Here is a 17012-nt window from a genome sequence, read left to right as displayed (position 1 = left end):
TCAATAGATAGGAGCTTCTGGCTCCATTTGGTATCAGCCAATACCGCCCAAGATCGCTCCGGCGATGAGAGCGATTAAAGCGGCTGCGCAGTAGAAGTATTTGCCCAGCGGATAGAACCAACTGCCGATGGACTTTTTGCTGCCTTCGTTGACCGCCTTAAGCGCCGTTTCCTTTTTGAGCACCCAGAAGAACATGATGCCGGCTAAGAGTGCGCCGAACGGGCAGAGGTAAATCGAAACCATGTCCATCCACTGCGACGTCCATGGCTGAATCATGATGGCAACAATCGCACCAAGCACACCAATGGTAGCAACGGCCGGCAGGCGTTTAAACTTGAACTTTTCCTGCAGGAAGGCGACAGGCGCTTCGTAGAGATTGATCTGTGATGTGACACCTGCAAACAGCACGCAGATGAAGAAGATCATGCCGACGATGCGGCCGCCGGGCATGCCGTTAAAGACGTTCACAAGATAAATGAACATCAGTCCCGGTCCGCCCTTAACGTTATTGATTTCTGATCCGAGCATGACCGCCATGGCCGGAATGATGACGAAAGCGGCGAGGTGGGCGGCGATGGTGTCAAAGAGCGCGACATTAAATGCCGAAGAAGGAATGGATTCTTTCTTGGACAGGTAGGAACCGTAAATGACGGAACCGTTGCCGGCAACGGATAGCGAGAAGAACGCTTGTCCGAAGGCAAAAATCCATACTTTAGGATCAGCAAGACCTGCCGGATTTATGGTGAAGATGAACTTGTAGCCTTCACCAGCACCGGAAAGGGTTCCAATATAGATCGCAAGGCCTACAAAGAGGACGAAAAGCAACGGCATCATGATCTTGTTGGCTTTTTCAATGCCGCCGGAAACACCCATGCTCATAATCGCAAGCGATACGAAGAGACCGATTAACAACCAGACGCCGTTTCCGACGCCGAAGATACCGCCGGAGAGCATCATATGAATAGCTTCTCCGAAGGTTCCCGCTTCGGGAGCAATGGACCCGAAGGAACCGCCGATCGCCGACATTTCCGTTCCCAGCGCATAGAGTTCTCCGTTAATGCCCATCCAGCAATACTTGAAAATCCAGCTCATGACGACGGTATAGCCGATGGCAAGCATCAGGGCGCCAACGATAGGGATGGCGCCGAATACTTCACCGAGACGGCGGCTGCCGGTACGTTCTTTGGTGGCCATGCCGAAGGCACCCACCGGGCCGGCTTCGGCCATGCGGCCGAGTGCAAATTCTTCAATGATGCCCGTGGAACCAATGAGCAACACAAAGAGCAAATAGGGCAGAATGAACGTTAATCCACCATATTTCTGTACCAAAATTGGGAAACGCCAAATGTTTCCCATGCCCACGGCGGAACCGATGCAGGCAAGAATAAACCCCCAGCGAGAGGCAAATCCGTCACGCTTTTCCACTGGAGCAGCATTTGTTGTGGAACTTGGGCTAGTCATAAGACACCTCTTTATTTTTCTTCGTTCGGATACGGCTCAAGGAAGGCATGGAAGTGACGCATCGGCAGATTGTGTCCCCAGGTGATGCGCATATTCGGGATACTTTCGCGATCTTCGTAGAGTTGTTTTACCGCGGCAATGACGTAATCCAGATGCTCTTGTGTCAGGCGGCTGCGGTCGATAGCAAAACGCACGACGTTTGCCACCTCAGCCTGTTGCTCCGGTGTCTTAAGATCATATTCCATAGAGTAGTCGCCAAGCTCTGCGACGCGGATACCATAGCGACGAATGAGCTCCAGCGAGAAACCTTCGCCGGCGAAGGACTCATGATCGCGCTTGCCGTCAAAGAACGTGTCCATATTAATGTATACGGCATGACCACCGGCCGGAAGAACAACACCTTTAACACCGGCATCATAGAAGCCCTTGGCCAGGTATTCGACTTGTTGTACACGCTCATGCATATAGTGGAAATCGCAGCTCTCGTAGAGACCGACAGCCAATGCCATGATGTCATGACCGGACATGCCGCCGTACGAGTCGTTGCCGTAGCAGGAAATCTGCTTGACCTTCAGCAAAACGCCGACATCCGTTTTGACGGAACCGTCTTCGTTAAAGTCACAGAATTTTTGCCAGAAGAGACCTTTATCGCGGAATGCTAACATACCGCCCATGTTGGAGTGGCCGTCTTTCTTTGCCGACATGGCAAAGACGTCGCAGTACTTAAACATTTCCGTGGCAATTTCAGCAATGGATTTATCCGCATAGCCTTCTTCATTCATCTTGATGAAGTAGGCATTTTCCGCCCAACGTGCCGCATCAAACACAACCGGAATTTCATAGGAATGCGCCACTTCGTTGATGGCTTTGAGATTGGCCATGGAAACCGGCTGACCGCAAACCGGGTTATTGGTAATGCAACAGAAAATCAGCGGAACATTTTCGGGACCAACGCCTTCGATCAACTGTTTCAGTTTATCGATGTCCATATTGCCCTTGAACGGGTTTTTCTCGTAGGAGCCACCTTCCGGCACTTCCCATAGTAATTTCTTGTTATAGAGGTTGCGCGGAATCGAACCCATTTGTTTGATATTGCCTTCGGTCGTATCAAAGTGGCCGTTGGAAGGAATGGTGAATTTCTTTCCCGGATGGCGCTGTGCCAGGATGTTGCGGACGATTTCCATCAGGACGGATTCTGCTGCACGACCCTGTTGGATAATGAAACTATTCGGGCGTTCCATTTGTGCCGCACCGCCGTTGAAGAAGTTGCCTTCGTATTCGGGCAGATAGACCTCATCCATCATTTTTTCCACGTCGCGGCAATCCGTACGGACCAGATCCAGGATCTTCTTCCAGTTCTTTTCGCCGCCGCGTTCAAAGATATCGCGGAAGGTATCCAGCAGAACATAGTAACCGGTATTACGACCATAGGCTTCATCGCCAAGGAAAAGGGAAGCCCACTGTGTATTGGTCATAGCGGTGGTGCCGGAGTCAGAAAGCATATCCACGCTCAATAATCCCGACGGGAAAGCAAATTCATTATAATGTGTAGCTTTTAAAGCGCGCTCACGCTGTTCCAGCGTGACTTCCGGAAGATCACGAACGACATAAGAAAAATGATGGGGTGCAGGAACATCTAAAGTATACTTTTTCATAAAATACCTCCAATTTGACGCAATGCGTCGTGTGCATGGAGGTACCCCGGTCATCGCGGCCCGACTTGGGGGGCGGTCGACTGGCGGACAGTACCTGACATTGTTGCAGCGCGTGGCCCTCGCGCATCGTTATCTAGGAAACGTTATTCCTCTAAACCTCCTTTCATAAAACGTTTTCGGCCAGACTCATGGTTTTATTTTAAGATAATGCCATAAAACGGTCAACGGGAACGATTAAGGATGCAAAATATGGAATAGGAAAATAGCGGGAAAACGAAAAGAAAAATGAGACATAAAGAATTTAAATATAAATGGTTTTCCTATCAAATATGAGAACAAAATGTTCGGGACGTTTCTTTGTTGCAAGAAGAAGTTACCGGTTGTCGGGAAAAACTGAAAAGATTTCGTCATGCACACAAAGGTTGTACAATATTGCGCCATAAAATGTTATTATAGAAGTGTTGCGATACCATGGATAAGGGAGAAGATATGGGATTATTTGATTTTTTAACAAAATCCTTTAGTGAAAAGGAAATCGATAAAATAAGGCCTCAGGTAGATGCTGTATTGGCATTGGAAGGACAGATGGAGGCTTTGTCGGATGAACAGCTCCGCGCCAAGACGGAAGAATACAAAAAACGCTATAAAGACGGGGAATCCTTGGATTCTCTGTTGCCGGAAGCGTTCGCTACCGTGCGTGAAGCAGCTTGGCGCGTGCTTGGAATGAAACCCTATCCGGTACAGGTCATTGGTGGTATCATCCTGCATCAGGGACGCATTGCCGAGATGAAGACCGGTGAAGGTAAAACCTTGGTGGCGACTATGCCGTCCTACCTGAACGCCTTGGCCGGCGAGGGCGTACACGTTGTCACGGTCAATGATTATCTGGCACAGCGCGATGCCGAATGGATGGGTAAAGTCCACCAATTCTTAGGCCTTACGGTTGGCGTGGTACTGCAGCCCATGGAGTCCAATGAACGCAAGCGCGCCTACAATGCCGATATTACCTATGGTACGAACAACCAGTTCGGCTTTGACTATTTGCGCGACAATATGGCCATTTACAAGTCCGGCGTCGTCCAGCGCAAACTGCATTATGCCATCGTGGACGAGGTTGACTCCATCCTGATTGATGAGGCGCGTACGCCGCTTATTATTTCCGGCATGGGCGATCCGTCCACAGAGATGTATTCGCGCGCTGATGAATTTGTGCAGACCCTGGAAGGACGTGTGCTGGATCCGAAGGAAGAGCTCAACAAGCTGGATTCGTTACTGGAAGAGCACAAGTTAGAGACGGTCGATTATTTGGTGGATGAAAAGCGCAAGACCGCAAACCTGACCGAACAGGGCAATGCTAAAGCGGAAGCGTATTTCCATGTGGATAATATTTCCGATCCGTCGCATATGGAATTGATGCACTACATCAATCAGGCCTTGAAGGCGCGTACGACCATGCGCCGCGATATCGATTACGTTGTTGACAACGATGAGGTGAAGATTGTTGATGAATTCACCGGCCGTATTATGGAAGGGCGTCGCTATTCGGAAGGCTTGCATCAGGCCATTGAGGCAAAGGAAGGGGTCACGATTAAGAGTGAATCCAAGACCCTGGCTACCGTGACGTTCCAGAACTTCTTCCGTATGTACGAAAAGCTGGCTGGTATGACCGGTACCGGCTTGACAGAGGCGGATGAATTTTCGGAAATTTATCATATCGATGTCATTGAAATTCCGACCAACAAACCCATTGCTCGTAAGGACTTGGAAGATGTGGTGTATGTGCACCAGGACGCCAAATTCCGAGCCATTGTTAATGAGATTGCTGAAGTGCATAAAACGGGCCAACCGATTCTGGTCGGTACGGTGGATATTGAAACATCCGAAAAGATTTCTAAGATGCTCAATAAAGTGGGCATCAAACACCATGTATTAAATGCCAAGCAGCATCGCTATGAAGCAGCCATTGTTGCGCAGGCGGGCCGTTTCGGCGAAGTGACCATTGCTACTAACATGGCCGGCCGTGGTACCGATATTGTACTGGGCGGCAACGCCGAGTGGATGGCTAAGAAGCAGATGGAGAAGGACGGCGATTCGGAGGAACTCATCGAATGGGCGGACAGCTTCCGTCATGTGGAACCGGAGGAGACCTTCCCCGCAAATGCTGTCGGCGATGAAGAGGAAGAGGAAGAGCAGCAATGGATCACCGGCCGTCAAATCTTGGATGCACGAGAGAAATTCCAAAATCTGAAGAAAAAATTTAGTGAAGAAACCAAAGAGAACGCAGAGAAGGTCAAGGCAGTAGGCGGCCTCTTTATTCTGGGAACCGAACGCCATGAAGCGCGACGTATTGATAACCAGTTGCGCGGCCGTTCTGGTCGACAAGGCGATCCCGGTGTTTCGCAGTTCTATATTTCGTTGGAAGATAAGCTGATGCGTCTGTTCGGCAGTGAAAGAATGCAGAAGTTCATCGAATCGGGGGCCTTCCCGGAGGATGAGCCCATTCAGGCGGGCATTCTCACCAAGTCCATCGAACGGGCACAGAAGAAAGTAGAGTCGAACAACTTTGCGACTCGTAAGCAGGTCTTGGATTACGACAACATCATGAACATGCAGCGCAATACCGTGTATACGGAGCGCAATCGTGTTTTGAATGGCGAAAATATGCGTGATGAAATCGTCGGTATGATTCATGGCGTTGTGTCGGATGCGGTAGACAGCTTCTGCGCTGAAGATGTTTCGCCGGAACAATGGGAGATGGAAGGCCTTTTCAACTATCTCAATTCCATTTTCTTGCCAAAGGGCATTGTGGCAGTGGAAAATCTGCAGGGCATGAAAAAAGAGAATATGAAAGAGAAGCTCATCGCCATTGCGGATGATCTCTATGCGAAGAAAGAGGAAGAGATTACGCCGGATGTGATGCGTGAAGTCGAGCGCATGGTGTTGCTTCGTGCGGTTGACACGAAGTGGATGGATCACATTGATGCCATGGATCAGCTGCGCAAGGGCATCGGTATTCGTGCCATGGGCAACGAGGATCCGGTGCGTGCCTACGCGAATGAAGGCTATGACATGTTTAATGCGATGAACGAGTCCATTCGCGAAGATACGGTGCGCATGCTCTATCATATCGAAGCACCCAAACAGGAAGTAGTACGTACAGCAGTTGCCACACCGACGCGGGCCATTGGTGCCGGCGATGAAGCGGAACCGGAATCACATCGCCCCTTTGTGCGCAAGAAGAAAAAAATCGGACGCAACGATCCCTGCCCCTGCGGCAGCGGTAAGAAATATAAAAACTGTCACGGCCGTTTTGACCGTTGATGCTGCGTCGTAAGGCGCGGACAAGGATAAAAAGGGCGGACCTCTCGGGGTCCGCCTTGGAAGTTAAAGAAGGAGGAAGGTATGGAATTATACGAGATGCGGCAGCACCTGGAGACTATCCGCGTGCGTTTGAGTGAGCTAAGGAGCTCTCTTTGACATTGCCGGATTAGAGGCTTCGGTAAAAGCATTAAACGAAAAAACATTGGCACCGGATTTTTGGAATGACTCCGATGCCGCGCAGAGCATTATGGTCGAGCTCAATGGAAAAAAAGAGAGCGTGGATGCCTTTCAAGAGATTGAAAGCGCCTATCAAGATCTCCGCGACATGCTGGAACTGTTGGATGAAGACGAATTTATGGCGTCGCAAAAAGAACTGACGGAAGAGCTGGAGACGGTTGAAAAGAAATTGGCGGCCTTGGCCAAAAAAGCGTTACTTTCGGGCGAATATGACGCCAATGATTGCTATTTTTCCATTCACGCGGGCTCGGGCGGCACGGAAGCGATGGACTGGGCGGGCATGCTGCAGCGTATGTATGAACGCTGGTTCCAGACGAAGGATTGGAAAGTCAGCCTGACGGATATTAATACGGAAGAAACCGGCGGAATTAAGTCCGTGCAGTTTGAAGTGAAGGGCTACAATGCCTACGGTTATTGTAAAGGCGAAAAGGGCGTGCATCGCTTGGTGCGCATTTCGCCCTTTGATTCGCAAAGCCGTCGCCACACGTCTTTTGCCAGTGTGGATGTGTATCCGGTTCTAAAGGACATCGGTGAAATTCAGATCGATGAAAAAGACATTAAAGTAGATACGTATCGCTCTACGGGTGCCGGCGGTCAGCACGTCAATACGACGGATTCGGCCATTCGTATCACGCATTTGCCCACCGGCGTTGTCGTGACCTGCCAGAATGAGCGTTCCCAGATTCAAAACCGTGCGAAGGCTATGGAAATCCTCGTTTCGAAATTGATGCAGATCAAAGAAGAGGAGCATCGCGAAAAAATTGCGGATATCCAGGGCTCGTATAAGCAAATTGCCTGGGGATCACAGATTCGTTCCTATGTGTTCCAGCCCTATACGCTGGTGAAGGATCATCGCACGGGCGAGGAAACCGGCAATATTGAAAAAGTGATGAATGGGGATTTGGATCCGTTTGTGGACGCCTATTTGAACTGGCATGCCCAGCAGGAAGCGAAGGGAGAATAAGATGAGAATGAAGCATTTTTATATGCCGACGCTACGTGAAGTTCCCGGTGATGCGGAAGTTCCCAGCCACCAGCTCTTGCTGCGTGCCGGCATGATTCGAAAAGCAGCCTCGGGCATTTATACGTACTTGCCGTTGGGCTATCGCGTGGTACGAAAAATCGAAGAGGTTGTTCGTGAGGAGATGGACCGTGCCGGGGCGCAAGAGATTCGTGTGTCAAACTTGCAGCCCAAGGAGATTTGGGAAGCGTCCGGACGCTGGGACACCTTCGGCCCGGAAATGTTTAAGCTCACCGATCGTCATGAAAAGCAGTTTGCGCTGGGTCCGACGGCGGAGGAGTACTTTGCCGACTTAATTAAGGAAGAGTTGCGTAGCTACAAACAGTTGCCGCTTAATCTTTATCAGATTGGCTGGAAGTATCGCGATGAGAAGCGTCCGCGCTTCGGCATTAATCGCTCTTGCGAATTTTTGATGAAGGATGCCTATAGCTTTGATATTGATATGGAAGGGCTGGAGGCGTCGTATCAGGTGATGTGGGATGCCTACGCGCGTGTGTTTGACCGCTTGGGTCTGGATTATCGTATTGTCCAGGGCGATTCGGGAGCCATGGGCGGTCGTGTGTCGCACGAATTTACTGCCTTATCCGAAATTGGTGAGGGTGTTATTGTCTATGCGGAAGGCGGTTATGCCGCAACGGATGAAAAAGCGGGCATGCAGAAGCCTGCCGTTGCACCGGAAGATCCGCTGCCGATGGAAGAGATTTTGACCCCGGATAAGCACACGATCGAGGATCTGGAACAATTCCTGCATATTCCCGCCGACAAGATGATTAAAGCCGTTTGTCTGCGTGTGAAGGATGATCCGGTTTTGGTCTTTATCCCGGCGGAACGTGAGCTCAACATGGCAAAATTGGTGGCATATCTGCAGACTCCGGAACACGAGATTTCGATGTTGGATGATGAAACCATTGAAAAAATAACCGGTGCTCCGGCCGGCTTTACAGGGCCGGTAGGCATAGGCAAAGATGTACGCGTTGTGTTGGATCAAGCCATCACAGAACGTCACAATCTCATCTGTGGCGCCAACAAAAAAGATACGCATTTGAAGAATGTGAACTATGGCCGTGATTTTGACGGGGAAGTGGTGGAGGACCTCTGGATGGTGCAAGAGGGAGATCTCGATCCGGTTAACGGTAATCCGCTTCAATTTGCTCGCGGCATTGAAGTGGGCAATATTTTCCAGCTGGGCACGAAATACACCGACGCCATGGGCGCCAGCGTATTGGATGAAAATGGTGTTGCTCGTCCGATCATCATGGGATCCTACGGCATTGGTATCACTCGTACCGTATCCGCCATCATCGAACAGAATCATGATGAAAAAGGCATGATCTGGCCGCTCATTGCGGCACCGTATCATGTCATAATTACGATCATGAAACCGGAAGATGAAGCACAAAATGCGCTGGCGGAAAAACTCTATGCCGATCTGCAAGAAGCAGGCGTTGAGGTATTGCTCGACGATCGCAAGGAACGCCCAGGCGTGAAGTTTAATGATCGCGACCTCATCGGTATTCCACTGCGTTTGACGGTGGGCCGTAAAGCGGCCGAAGGCATCGTGGAATTTTCCACCCGTCGTGAGATGGAAAACAAAGATATTGCTGCTGAAGAAGCGTTCCGTACCATTGTGGACGCGGTAAAGGCCATTCAGTAATCGAAACATGCGCAAAAGCACTGTAGGGAATACCTTCCCTACAGTGCTTTTTGCTTGAAATGGAATTTGTACGGTACGAAAAAGAGGCAAAATACAGTACTTTCGTTGAAAAAAAGAATTTGTACTGTATGAAAAGGGATGCAATTACAGTACCTTTTCCAAATACGCAAATTTGTACTGTAAAAATAGCGATAAAACTACAGTGTATACTGCAATAATCGGTAAAAGCACTGTAGTTTGGTGCGAAAAACTACAGTGCTTTTTGGCGATAACGGAATTAGTACTGTAAATAAGGCAAAAATCCTACAGTACTTTTTGCTGTAATTGATAAAAGTACTGTCGTTCGAGATGGAGCTACTGTACGCCGCTAAGTCCGGCAATGCTTCAGCCGAAAAAACCGCGCCCTCGGCTCCGCTATTTCGCGCTAGACGCACCCACCAACCCCCTTGCCCGTCTCTGGTATCCTATGCTATACTATGGTAGAAGCAATTATTTGTGATATCTGTGGGTACCGCTAAGCGGTAGTTTTTATCTGTCCCCTTTCTGTGAGCGGGTTCATCATCGGTCTGATGTGGCACTATGAATCATTAAACGGAGAGGAAAGCAGAGTTCTTACAAGAAAGAATTTCAAACAACAGCATCAACCACCACACGATTGTACAGCACGGAGTTCTCTCACGGCCAAGGCAATCTTTTTTTGGTTCTGAGAGACGCCATGTGAACGAAAACGAGGTGTCTTATGAAATTCTTATCCACTAAGAAGCCGACTTTCCATTTGGCTCAACCGCTACGTCGTTTTGCGGCGTGGATGAACCTGTCCGTGAAGGACGTTGCTTTAATGGTCATCGGGAATTTAACGATGGCATTTGCCATGTGTAATATTCATATCCCGGCGAAAATCACCGAAGGCGGCGTATTGGGCAGTATTGTATTATTTAATAAACTGTTTGGTCTAGACCCGTCCATTCTCAGCGTTTTGCTGGATTTTTCATTATACTTTTTCGGTATTTTATTACTGGAACGTGGCTTTTTAAAGAAGGCGGTTTTTTCCACCCTGATGTATGCGGCATCGTTAAAACTGTTTAACTTTATCGGACCGTTTTTGCCATCGCTAGAGAGCGCACCGTATCTGGCGGCCATTATCGGCGGTCTGCTACTTGGCTCCGGCTGCGGGCTGGTGGTCACGCGCGGCGGTGCTGCCGGTGGCGATGACTGCTTTGCGATGATCTTGGAACGGAAATCGCGCCTGTCATTGAGCGGAGCGTATTTCATCAGCGATGCAGTGGTGTTGGGGCTGTCTTTCCTGGTGTATCTGCCCGCACAAAACCTGATGTGGTCGTTATTGACTACGATGATCTCTTCCTATGTGGTCGGACAGTTCGAGATTCATTTGCCCAAACCCGTGGCGATGCAACAAGTAGCGGAACGCGCCGGAGAGACATCCTGAGGGGGCGTTCTAAAACGAAACCCAGCTATTTAATTAACGCCTGTAATGCCTTGAAATGCGGATTCTTGGAATCTCGCAGAAGATCAAAGAGCAACGATTCCGTGCAGGTGACGACGGCACCCATCTCGATAAAGAGACGGCGTGCCGTTTCTTTATTTTTTTCATCGCGAGAGCTGATGGCATCCACAGGGATGAATACCTCGTAACCGCGTTCTAGCAGCGTGCGCACCGTTTGGAATACGCAGATATGCGCCTCGATGCCGGTTACGATGACTTTTTTACGCGCGGAAAGAGGGGCATCGCTAAGAGCGGCCTCAATAGAAGGGGTAATGGCATTAAACGCCGTTTTATCCGAATAGACGGCATGAACGGCATCCAAGGTTTCTTTGAGTTCGGAAACCGTGGCGCCAAGGCCTTTCGGATATTGTTCGGTGTAGAGCACAGGCATTTCAAAGGCCTTTGCCGCTTCCAACAGGACTTTTGAATTCTTGCAAACGACATTGCTGTTGGCCATACTGGGTAGCATACGTTCCTGCAAATCAATCAGAAGCAGCAGGGTGTCATCCGGACGAACCGTAAAATCGCGCATAATTTTCTCCTTATTATTTACTGTGACGATGGCTACGCACCGTCTTATTCAAAGCGATAGCGACGAAGAAGACTCCGTCTTCTCGATTATACCAGTTCATGGCAGCGGGGGAATGGGATACAATAGCTGGGCGACAGCAGAGAAGGGAGAATCGGAGTGAACAAGGAAGTGGAGTTTGGCAAATATATCGGCATGGAGTTGCAAAAGCAAGAGGATGGCGAAGCGGAGGTGGCGCTCAAGGTTTTGCCGCATCACCTGAATTCCCAGAATATCGTCCATGGCGGTGTTTTTTTAGCGATGATGGATCTGGCGATGGGGGCAGCAGCCTCTTCATATGGAGCTTCCGTTGTTACTATGGACTTGCAGTATCGCTTTTTCCGTCCTGCGAAAGTGGGGGAAACCGTGGTGGCACAGGGAAAGGTTCTGAAAAACGGAAGAACTATTGTGGTCACCGAGGGAAAGATGCTCTGCGGGGACGAATGCATCGGCGCAGCTTCCGGTCAGTTTTTTAAGGGACGGTAACCAAAATACGGTCGGTATGACCCTGAAGTAGCCGGCTAGGAAAAGTCGATAAAGGGCTAATTTAAGCCATTTCTCATGATTAAAAACCATGGTGTTGACAAAATGTAACCCATTTGTTACATTTGTAGCGGTCAATTGTTACAAAACGGTTAATAAGAGATTTGCGATTGACGGTTCAACCCGATTGTTTCGCAGTGAGCGGACAAAAGGAGAAAGGTGGTTTCATGAGAAAGCATAGACATACAAAACGCTTGGCAATTCTTTCCGCAGGCCTTTTTATCGCCTTGCTACTTCAAAACACCCCGGTACAGGCAAAAGAACCGGCGGACAATGCGAAGGTAACGGAGCAGGCAGCAGTTACGTCTTCGGAGAACAACAGTACAAATAACGCAGCATCAACGTCTGGAAAAGCGGAAGCGTCCACATCGCAACAAGCCGATTCGGAAGAAGCGTTAAACTGGACGGGCTGGGGCGTCTATGCCAACGGCGCTCGCGTGTACCGCACTGAAAACGGCTACGCGTCCGGGTTACAGGAGATTGATGGGAATCTATATCTCTTTGATGAAAACAATCATTTGCGCCAAGATAACGCATGGGTGAAATACGAAGGAAAATATTATTTCCCGAAAGCGAATGGCGTGCTGTATCGCGATCAAATGATTACGTTTGGTCCGAAGACAGCCTATTATATGGATCATGACGGTTCCATGGCCACGGGATTCCGTGAAGTGGGCACGTCCTTATATTATTTTGATCGCAAGAACGGCAAGCTTCATAAAGATAACAGCTGGCTCAATACGGAACGTGGTTGGGTTTTTCCGAATGCCCAGGGACGCATCTATCGGGATCAGGTGATTACCTTCGGCCATCATGTCGCCTATTATTTGGACCATGACGGCACCATTGCAAAAGGCTTTCGCACCTATAACGGCAAGCTGATGTATTTCAAAGAGAACGGCATCCGCGCTAATCACAATCGTTTTATGGAGACGGAACGTGGCTGGATCTTCCCGAATGCGGAAGGAACGGTCTATCGCAATCAATTCATCACCTTCGGTCCGAAAGTGGCCTATTACATGGGCAATGACGGGGTACGCAAGAGCGGAATGATTCTGGTCAACGGAACGGCCCATCGCATGACCGGCAAAAACGGCGCTCGCTTGTGCCAAGAAGGTTTTTATTCCCATAATGGCAAACACTATTATGCCGACGCCAATGGTGTACCGGTACGCAATCGCGAAGTGACCGTGAATGGTGTTAACTATTACTACGGTGCCGATGGCGCGCGCGTCTTCGAAGATTTTGACCGCGATGGCTATACGTACAGCATTGACAACAATACCGGTGCCATTCAAAGCAAGGAAGCGAACAAGCTGAAAGCACAGAACAATGATGTGCCGATGCTCTACTCCTTGCGCGATCTGCGTTTCCACGGCGTGATCAATTGGGGCGGCTATAAATTTACTTATTATTCACAGAGCGTATTACCGGGTGGCGGTTTGCGCATTCCGGGACGCCATGTCAATGAATCCGGCTATGTGGCCGATGCAGATGGCTACATTGTGTTGGCCAACAGTGCCCCAATCGGCACGATCATTCCGACGCCGTTCGGCTATTACGGCAAAGTTTATGACCGCGGTACGTACGGAAACCATTTTGACGTCTATACGCGCTAACGTTTTTTAGCAACACAGAAACATACGATAAGGTTTAGAAAATAAGAGAGTACAAGATGATTTCCTTCTCTGCCGTCTGGCAGAGAAGGAAATCTTATTGAGAAGGATGAAGGATGAAAATTAACAGGATCTATGGATGCCGCTATGTGGCAGCGGCATTTCTCTTTGCTTTTCTGCTGTTCTTCGTACCGTTTGGATCGGTACAGGCAAAAAAAGGAGACAATGCCGTCCCAGTTGTAATGCAACCAATAGCGAAAGCTACAGCGAAAGAGTTAAAGCAGGAGGAAGATGACCTGCATCTCTATGACAGCAATGGCAATAGAATGAAGAATAACGCATGGGTCTCCTATGGCGAACGGATTTACTTCCCGAATGCGGAAGGCAAGGTGTATCGCCATACCATTCTCCGCTTTGGCGACGAGCGCGCCTACTATGTGAATCAACAGGGCGCTCTGCAGAATGGACTGGTCTCTGTGGGAGGCAACTTGCGTTATTTCTTTGAGTCGGGCGAAAAGATGAATGAGATGGCACAGGATGCCGGCTGGGTGTGGAGTCATCGCGGTTGGATCTTTGTGAATGAGAATGCAAAAGTGTATCATGATCAATTCATCACGTTCGGTCCGAAAATCCGCTACTACATGGGACCCGACGGTACCCTTCAACAGGGGCTTGTGAAAGCCAATGGTACGGTCTATCGCATGCAGGGAGAGAGTGGAAGTCTGTTGCAGCAAGCGAGCAGCTATACCCATCAGGGAAAATGGTATTTTGCAGCAGAAAATGGCGAGCCCTATCGCAATCGCATCATCAGCTTCGGTGCAAAGCGCTATTTGATGGGAGCGGATGGCAGCCGTCAAGACGGCACAGTGACGGTCAATGGCGTGGGGTATCGCTGCGATGTCGCGGCGGGGACGGTCGAGAAAGTCCATGATTACGACTTTTTGTGGCCCGTTGCGGGACGCACACGGATCTCTTCCGGTTTTGGCATGCGTTGGGGACATATGCATAAGGGCATAGATATCCCCGCCCCCACCGGAACGCCGGTACGTGCAGCTCACGGTGGCACCGTAGTCGCCGCCGGTTACCATAACTCGTGTGGTAATTACGTTCAATTGGTGGGCGATAACGGCCTGTTTACCAATTACTTTCATCTGAGTAAAATTTTGGCGACGCCGGGACAAACGGTACAAGAAGGCGAAGTGATCGGCTTGGTGGGTTCCACAGGAGACTCCACCGGCGCCCATCTGCATTTTGAGGTGCGTACCGGCGGAAACTGGGGCCAAGCACACAATCCGTTAAATTATAGCTACACCTATTAATGTCGGCGTTCTCCAATAATATGGTCACGACGAAACAGAAAACCGTTAAGCGGCAGGGATTCCTGCCGCTTTTTACGTATCCTGATGTCGGGTATGATACAATACGGGCAAAGCGTTGCGAACGCCTATAAAAATGGTGGCAGCGGCTTATCGAATCATGCATAACGACAAGGAAAGAAGGTACTTATGAAAGAACACAAGTTCTTCGGAAAAGAAAAAATTTGGATTAGCTTGGCCTTAGCTTGCGCTCTCCTTCCTTGGCAGAGTGCGGCAGCGGATACGCAGACATCCTCTGCACAAAATGCAGATGCCATTAGCGCTAATGCGGTATCGACACAGACTTCGGATGCATCGGATAGTATGGAAGACAGTGAAACCGCGGAAAAGGCACCCGCTTCCGCCTCAAGGGATGCGCGGGAAGCCGTGCTTTCTATGAAGAAAGATACAAACAAGCTTCGCTATGATAGCCAGGATGATGTTTTCTATGAGGGTGAGGAAAAAGTCTCTCTACGCTGGATCCAATATCTCGGCCACAACTACTATGTGAATGAAGATGGCCACCCCTATCGTAGCATGTTTTTGACGTATCCTTCCTCGGGCGATACCTATTACGTCGGGCCGACCGGAATCATGCTCAAGGGGATATCGCGCATCGCCGGAGACTATTATTACTTTACGGAAAGCGGCAAAGACGTTGGAAAACTGGCTAAGAAGGTCGGTTGGTACACTACTTCCGAGGGGCGTGTCTTTGCGGCGCCGGGCGGTAAACTGTATCATGACCAATTCATTACGTTCGGCCCGAAAAACAAATACTACATGGGTGCAAAGGGCGTCATGCAAACCGGTAAAGTTAAGGCAAAAGGTACCGTCTATGACATTGCTGAAGACGGGCGCGTCAAGATGGGCGCGCATCGTTATACGGCGGAAGGAAAAACCTATTACGCAAAGGATGACGGGGAACCGTATCGCAATATTTTCTTAAAATATCCCGACGGCCGCGTGATGCTCATGGGAGAAGACGGCAGCCAATTGACGGGCGTTTCACTGTATCGCGGTGTCGCCTATCGTTTTGACGACGACGGCTATCTGGTGCGTCGATCCTCGTCGTATGAATATCAGGGCAAGACCTATTTTTCTAAACCGGACGGAAAGCCGTATCGCAATCAGCTGTTGACCTTTGGCTCGAAACGAGCAATTTATATGGGCGCAGACGGCAGTCAGCAGACCGGTATCATTCAGGCCGCTAACGGGAACACCTATTATGCAGATCCAAAGACGGGCAATTTACAGCGCAATCTCGGTGAATTTCGTCTGAACGGACGCACCTACCACAGCGGAAACGGTTATGCGCTGACGCGCGGCTTTATCGGCAATTGCTATTTCGGACCGCATCGCCTTGAAAATACGACGGCAACGATCAACGGAAGAACCTATCGTTTCGACGCCAATGGAAAGGCCTCCCTGGTCAACACCTATTCGGTACCGGGAGAATGGTCCTATGGCGGCGGGTATTTGTCGGGGCCGGCTATTACAGATCGCCATGTGGGTAACAACTTTGCCGTGGTCAGCTTGCGACATCAGTATATGTGGGTTTTCCACAATGGAAAGCTGGCTGTGGAGACACCGATCATTTCCGGTAAGCCGGTGAGCCCCACGCTTCAAGGCAATTTTAACGTGCAGTATATGGAAAAGGGACGTTATTTGACGGGCCCGGGTTATAAGTCCTGGGTAGACTATTGGGTACCCTTTAGCGGCTCCTATGGGATTCACGATGCGCCATGGCAGCGCTACAATCGCTTCTATAAGGACAGCAAGTCCTATACTTGGGCAGGCAGCCACGGGTGCGTGAACGTTATGCCCTCCGTCATGCCGCACGTCTATGCAGCGCTCTACCACGGTAGCCCGGTAACGGTATATTAAGCATAAAGATAACGCGATGGCGATAAAGGCTTAAGCGATGTAAACAGTAAAAAGAAAAGTGTCCGTCCGTTGAGACGGGCACTTTTTGTTTGACGATTTCCGCTTGCACCGACACCGTAAAGTTGATACTATGTAAATGTCATATTTTTGTAACCTTTTCGAGAAAAGTTTACGATCCGATACATAGAGTAGG

At 49.6% G+C, this 17012-nt stretch carries 11 protein-coding genes; 8 read left to right on the top strand and 3 right to left on the bottom strand.

Annotated elements, in window-relative coordinates; all coding sequences use genetic code 11:
* Positions 1-33 precede the first annotated feature (33 nt).
* Positions 34-1461 (bottom strand): sodium-dependent transporter, encoded by a 1428-nt coding sequence (locus tag BN98_RS05770; RefSeq protein ID WP_019190514.1) that lies wholly within the window; start codon positions 1459-1461, stop codon positions 34-36.
* 11 nt (positions 1462-1472) lie between these two features.
* Positions 1473-3116, bottom strand: coding sequence for a tryptophanase (locus BN98_RS05765; RefSeq protein WP_019190513.1), 1644 nt, complete (start codon positions 3114-3116; stop codon positions 1473-1475).
* 489 nt (positions 3117-3605) lie between these two features.
* On the opposite strand from BN98_RS05765, the gene secA reads away from it, so the two are divergent.
* From secA to BN98_RS05745, 4 genes are all read left to right on the top strand, one after another.
* Entirely contained in the window at positions 3606-6437 is a 2832-nt protein-coding gene (secA, locus tag BN98_RS05760) for a preprotein translocase subunit SecA (RefSeq protein ID WP_019190512.1), read from the top strand.
* Positions 6438-6518: 81 nt separating this feature from the next.
* A protein-coding gene (gene prfB, locus BN98_RS05755; protein ID WP_154654969.1) for a peptide chain release factor 2 occupies positions 6519-7638 on the top strand; the annotation gives its coding sequence in 2 pieces (ribosomal slippage) (positions 6519-6590 and positions 6592-7638; 1119 coding nt in all).
* Between the two features lies 1 nt (position 7639).
* Positions 7640-9349 (top strand): proline--tRNA ligase, encoded by a 1710-nt coding sequence (locus BN98_RS05750; RefSeq protein WP_040942760.1) that lies wholly within the window; start codon positions 7640-7642, stop codon positions 9347-9349.
* A 739-nt stretch (positions 9350-10088) separates the two neighbouring features.
* Entirely contained in the window at positions 10089-10796 is a 708-nt protein-coding gene (locus BN98_RS05745) for a YitT family protein (protein WP_019190509.1), read from the top strand.
* Positions 10797-10821: 25 nt separating this feature from the next.
* Here BN98_RS05745 and BN98_RS05740 read toward each other — a convergent pair whose 3' ends face one another.
* A complete protein-coding gene (locus BN98_RS05740) occupies positions 10822-11385 on the bottom strand; it encodes an isochorismatase family protein (RefSeq protein ID WP_019190508.1) in 564 nt (187 codons plus the stop codon).
* Between the two features lie 156 nt (positions 11386-11541).
* On the opposite strand from BN98_RS05740, the gene BN98_RS05735 reads away from it, so the two are divergent.
* The 4 genes from BN98_RS05735 (at position 11542) to BN98_RS05720 (ending at position 16819) form a co-directional block, all read left to right on the top strand.
* A complete protein-coding gene (locus BN98_RS05735) occupies positions 11542-11907 on the top strand; it encodes a PaaI family thioesterase (protein ID WP_019190507.1) in 366 nt (121 codons plus the stop codon).
* Positions 11908-12131: 224 nt separating this feature from the next.
* Entirely contained in the window at positions 12132-13583 is a 1452-nt protein-coding gene (locus BN98_RS05730) for an N-acetylmuramoyl-L-alanine amidase family protein (RefSeq protein ID WP_019190506.1), read from the top strand.
* 113 nt (positions 13584-13696) lie between these two features.
* The gene (locus BN98_RS07995; protein WP_019190505.1) at positions 13697-14899 is read left to right on the top strand and encodes a M23 family metallopeptidase; all 1203 of its coding nucleotides are present in this window, start codon (positions 13697-13699) and stop codon (positions 14897-14899) included.
* A 186-nt stretch (positions 14900-15085) separates the two neighbouring features.
* On the top strand, positions 15086-16819 hold the full coding sequence (locus BN98_RS05720) for a L,D-transpeptidase family protein (RefSeq protein WP_019190504.1): 1734 nt from the start codon (positions 15086-15088) through the stop codon (positions 16817-16819).
* Positions 16820-17012: the final 193 nt, after the last annotated feature.

Source organism: Levyella massiliensis (genome assembly GCF_000308275.2).
In the GTDB taxonomy this organism is placed as follows: domain Bacteria; phylum Bacillota; class Clostridia; order Tissierellales; family Peptoniphilaceae; genus Murdochiella; species Murdochiella massiliensis_A.
Note: the sequence above shows the minus strand (reverse complement) of the source record. Positions and strands in the feature narration are given on the sequence as shown.

What these genes read in the sequence shown, in the direction of transcription:
- BN98_RS05770 (WP_019190514.1), bottom strand. Translation starts at nt 1,461, where the DNA reads ATGACTAGCCCAAGTTCCACAACAAATGCTGCTCCAGTGGAAAAGCGT.
- BN98_RS05765 (WP_019190513.1), bottom strand. Translation starts at nt 3,116, where the DNA reads ATGAAAAAGTATACTTTAGATGTTCCTGCACCCCATCATTTTTCTTAT.
- secA (WP_019190512.1), top strand. Translation starts at nt 3,606, where the DNA reads ATGGGATTATTTGATTTTTTAACAAAATCCTTTAGTGAAAAGGAAATC.
- BN98_RS05750 (WP_040942760.1), top strand. Translation starts at nt 7,640, where the DNA reads ATGAGAATGAAGCATTTTTATATGCCGACGCTACGTGAAGTTCCCGGT.
- BN98_RS05745 (WP_019190509.1), top strand. Translation starts at nt 10,089, where the DNA reads ATGAAATTCTTATCCACTAAGAAGCCGACTTTCCATTTGGCTCAACCG.
- BN98_RS05740 (WP_019190508.1), bottom strand. Translation starts at nt 11,385, where the DNA reads ATGCGCGATTTTACGGTTCGTCCGGATGACACCCTGCTGCTTCTGATT.
- BN98_RS05730 (WP_019190506.1), top strand. Translation starts at nt 12,132, where the DNA reads ATGAGAAAGCATAGACATACAAAACGCTTGGCAATTCTTTCCGCAGGC.
- BN98_RS07995 (WP_019190505.1), top strand. Translation starts at nt 13,697, where the DNA reads ATGAAAATTAACAGGATCTATGGATGCCGCTATGTGGCAGCGGCATTT.
- BN98_RS05720 (WP_019190504.1), top strand. Translation starts at nt 15,086, where the DNA reads ATGAAAGAACACAAGTTCTTCGGAAAAGAAAAAATTTGGATTAGCTTG.